This window comes from Candidatus Binataceae bacterium (genome assembly GCA_035294265.1).
Lineage (GTDB): Bacteria > Desulfobacterota > Binatia > Binatales > Binataceae > DATGLK01.
On record DATGLK010000050.1, the window covers coordinates 1 to 4,415 of the forward strand.

A 4,415-nucleotide genomic window follows, 5' to 3' on the forward strand; every position below is an offset into this window, starting at 1 on the left:
GCCGCCGTTGTTCTTCGCCTCGTACTCGCGCGTGCGCAAGCGGCCTTCGACGTATACCTGGCGTCCCTTCTTCAGGTATTCCTTGCAGGTCTCGGCGAGCCTCGCGAAAGCCACAACATGATGCCACTCGACCGCTCCTGCTTCTGCCCCTGCTTGTCGAGGAACGTTTCGTCGGTTGTGACCGTGAAGTTCACGACCGGCTGCCCGCTCGGCAGATTCCGCAGTTCGGAGTCCGCGCCGAGATGTCCAATGATTGTCGCTCGATTCAAAGACATCGCTCGCCTTCTCCTTTCCGCCCGCATCGAATAGTGGGCGGTTAGAACCCATCGCTTAGCTGCTCGCTTTCCAGACGGCGTTCTCAACCTGCTGTTCGCTCTCTGCGCGCAAATACTCTCCGAAACATCGATTTCTTGTTGCGAATCGTCGCTCCAAACGCGTCGCTGCAGGTAGAGGCGCGAGTGTGGACCGGGGAGCACATCGATCTGCGCCGCCCGCGCAGAGGCCGGCCCTGGATGCCGCAATCGCCGCATGCGCAACGGCGATTTTGGCCCAAGAGTTGAGGTTTCCAAGAGCGCTGCTTGCCGGCGCGATTGCTTCCGCAACGCGTGGCGGCGATAACTCAAGATCAGGCCGCGGAGCTGCAGGCTGAGCTATCCGGACGAGGCACTTACCTGGCCAATCGCGTCACGGGAGAGCTGCGGGCGGTCTTCAAAGCATGCCCTTTTGCGCCGCGTCGATACCGGAGACGATACTGGTTATTCTAAGCAGGCGATGCCGGTCAACTGATGGAGAAGCATTTAGTATCGCGGCGCCGAGGCCAGGGATGATCGGGCAGTACTGTCTGAATCTTCCCCGGGTGCGCTATTGAGCCAGCTTTAGCCAAAGCCCATAGCGCGTACCTGCCAGAGGCCGAAAGCGACCAACAGGATGGAAGTGACGATCAGAATTTTGCTGAGCTGATCGGTGCGTCGCTTCATTCCCATCGCCATCATTACCAGCAGAAACGGGTAGACCTGCACATAATAACGCGCTCCAAACTGCACGTAGCCGCTGGCGTACACGGTGAGGCTGGGAAGACTGCCGGCAAGCGCCGCCAGCAGCAGCAGCGGCATGATCTTCTGCTTGAAGCTCGAACGCAGCGCAAGCACGAAGGCCGGACTGGTAAGCGGTAAGCCCTGGCCCATGGAGGTCGGACGAATCCAGGGAAAGCGCCCGCTGAAGGTAGGTCCCATGAACAGCAGGGTGTACAGGTTGTTGGGGAGGTAATGAATCGAAAAGGGCCCGTGCGTTGCCGAAAGATGGGCCGGATCGTGCGGATAGTACAGCCTGAAGGTAAGGTCAACCAAGGTGCGGTAGCGCATGTAGTTGAACCATCCGTAAACTGCCAGCGCCATACCCCATCCGGGCAGCAGCTTCCACAGCTCCCTCAGGGGCCGTCCGCGCAGGCAAAGGATCGCGGCATAAATCGGCCAGGTGAGAAACTGGTCGTTGCGGGCCAGCGCCGCCATTCCGGTCAACAGACCCATCAACCACGGGCGCGCGGAACCGAACAACTCGTTGAGCGCCAGCAGCGTCATCAGCACCGAGCATACGATGACGAAATCCCAGCTATTCCCAATCGTCGCCTCGAACCACAGGGTGGTGCCTAGGCCGAAAAACAGGGTAAGCCAGATGCGTGGCGACAGCCTGAGATGGAGGAGCCCGAGCAGCCGCCAGGCCAGCGCGATTTCCACCGCGCCCATAAATACCGACACCGCCGTCTGATTGACCGCCATCCCCCAAACTGCGACCAGTGGCACCAGCAGAAAAGCCGCCAGCGGGGGATGCACCAACAGGGTTCGCCCGTGAAAGGTCACGTGCTCCATGAAGGCCGGTACCGGTTCCACCCAAGCCCGGCCGTGGATAAAAGCGTACGCTTGCCGAACCGGCTCGTTGAAGCCGGTCGCATCCAGGCTTTGGCTGCTGCCCGTGACGCTATAGAGCGCCCAAAAAGCCGTGAAGACCGCGATCGAGCTCCAGGTCGAAGCCGCGACGCATGACCAGGGTCCAGGCGCCGGCGCCCACCAACCGGTCCACAGCCGTTGCGAGAGGAGCAGGACAAAAGCGATCGCGAGCGCGGTGATCGCGAACGGATTGGGCCAGAGATGGCGACCCAACAGACGCAGCACAGCCCCGTCGGCGGCCACGATCACGATGGCGCCGACGAAAAAGCCTTGACCGACCCGCCAGAGCAAAGCGCCAGTGTCATGCTGCACTTCCTTCAGCCATGCGGGATTGGGAGGTTCCCCGGCAATCTCCCAACTTTTTCCTATCATGGGCCGAATCCCTACGGCACGGTTACCTGCGCGCTCAGAACCCAATTCGGAGCAAACCTGCCGCCCGCGACCGGTGACACGAACACGTAAATCACGGCGCCGACCTGCGCGCAGACCTCGAGACTGAAGCTGCCATCGGCACCGCTTGTCGAGCCGTCCTCGCCGTAAAACCGCACGAGTGGCCAGGAAGCGGCCGGCGGATTGGTCGTGCTAGCCAGCACGTCGGTGTTTGGCTGCACGCGTCCCGGCCGGCCAACGACGGCAGCCATGCCTTGAGAATGGACTTGAGAATCGGGAACAGTAGCGGTGACCGCGGGTGGGATACTTGGCGAGCCGCCGCCCGATCCGCAAGCCGCGACCGACAACGCCAGGAGCGTCAGAGCCAACATTCCCCAGAAGATGGACGGTGTGACGGCGCTCGCGTTGCTCAGCGGTCCGATCATCAGCGACCAAAAGCTAGCAAAACTTTGCTCCTTAATGCCAACCGAAGCTGCAATTCCGAACCAGTCAATAAGGAAAGTCTCCCTCTTCGTCAGACCTGCCTCGGCTCCGCAAGCTCCGCCCTTCGCGCAATCAGGCACCATTACCCGGTCGGGGAAGCCGCCGATTCGTGGCCCGATTTCCGCTCGCAACCTCGCGGTCGGCCAAAGACCGCTCCGCCCGCGGCGATCCGGTTGCTGATGGCGCTGGAAGCGGAGCGGGAACGGACAAAGAACCGCTGGCGCAGAACAACTTTCGGGATGCTAGGGCTACGCCCCTCAGGCGGCTAGCCTGGGTTAGCTAGGGCCGTACCCATCAAGCAGACGCGGCGACAAGGTATTTCGTCGTTTCAACCGCAAGCAGTGCCTTCAGGTTTCAAAAGCCGTCAGTAAATGCTTTCTCAAATAAGTGGCGGCAGACCCTTGCAATCATCCCTAAAGAATTCCACAGTCGCCCGACGTTAGCTCTTGCCATCTGTATTTGGCCTTGCCACAAAGGAGACGGTCAATACAGTCTGAACGCGCCGACTCTGCGTGCAAGCCACCCAAAGACGCCCGCCGCTCTGGTTGGATGTTCGCGATGAGGGCGAACAACTGGGAGGGTTGTGAATGCATGCGAAGCGCAACCCGTATGGCAATTGCCACGGCGCTCTTTTTAGCGTTCTTCGGTTCCATGCCTGCGTTGGCGCAAATTTCTACTCCAAGCACGGTTTTGGGGCAGAAGGCCACCGTGCTTCACCCGCGGGTGGTGCCCAATGTGCGGGCTTTTAACTTTCCCATCGGAATAAGGGGGGTCGGTGTGGGAACCGCTGATCCAAAATGCGCCCGCGCAATAGAAGCCTCCCTTCGCGCACGTACGCCCGTAGGGGCGCCCGACGCCCAGTGCGCCCAAACTATCCAACGCGCCCTTGAGTTCCAGCGCACAGAACCTCCAGTACCTAGCGCGCTCCTACCTCCGATGAGGACGCCGGGGCCACCCTGAAAAGCTGTGGAAATCTGTTTCCCGTCGCTACGACCGGCGGAGAAACATGAAGACAAGAACCCCGCTGCTGCTCGTAGTACAACTGGCCGTGAGCGGCGTTTGCACCACGTGAAGTGGCGCGATGTGGGACTGATGGCCAGCGTCAACGAGAGTGCCGACCATTACGAATTCTTCCATCAGGATAAATTGGTGCTCGTCACCCCAAGGCCGCGTGAGCCGGCATTCGCGTTTGGTCGGGCACGCGTGCACTTGGCGTCGAACTCAATGGCGACGAGCCCCCTCGCGTAACGATGGCTTGTCCAGGAGGGCAAAGCGGCGAGGAGAGCGAAAGCTAGCTAATGAGCAGCAGGCTAATGGGACGATGCGAGCGGTGCTGGAGATGCCTGGGCGGCACCGACTTGAAATAAACCGCCTACCTGCCGGATGACGATCTGGCTGGCGTCGGCACCCGCCGCGCGCTCCAGCCGCTCGATGGGCTCTTGCATCGGTTCTTGGGAGAGTCGGAAAGTGCCCCAATGAATAGGTATCAAGTAGCGCGCGCCGCTGTCCTTGAACATTCGCCAGACCTGCTCGGGGTTGGCGTGATGTTTGATCCAAGGGTTATAAGCGCCGATAGAAAAGGCCGCGACCAGGGGCGGC

3 protein-coding genes are annotated in these 4,415 nt (G+C 60.8%); all 3 read right to left on the bottom strand.

Annotation, left to right across the window (positions count from 1 at the left end; all coding sequences use genetic code 11):
• Positions 1-875: 875 nt before the first annotated feature.
• Positions 876-2,315 carry a hypothetical protein gene (locus tag VKV28_08875; GenBank protein ID HLH76900.1) on the bottom strand — a complete coding sequence of 480 codons (1,440 nt, stop codon included), beginning with the start codon at positions 2,313-2,315 and terminating at the stop codon, positions 876-878.
• A gap of 11 nt (positions 2,316-2,326) precedes the next feature.
• On the bottom strand, positions 2,327-2,758 hold the full coding sequence (locus VKV28_08880) for a hypothetical protein (GenBank protein HLH76901.1): 432 nt from the start codon (positions 2,756-2,758) through the stop codon (positions 2,327-2,329).
• 1,368 nt (positions 2,759-4,126) lie between these two features.
• A partial coding sequence (locus VKV28_08885) for a hypothetical protein (protein ID HLH76902.1) occupies positions 4,127-4,415 on the bottom strand: 289 nt, incomplete at its 5' end.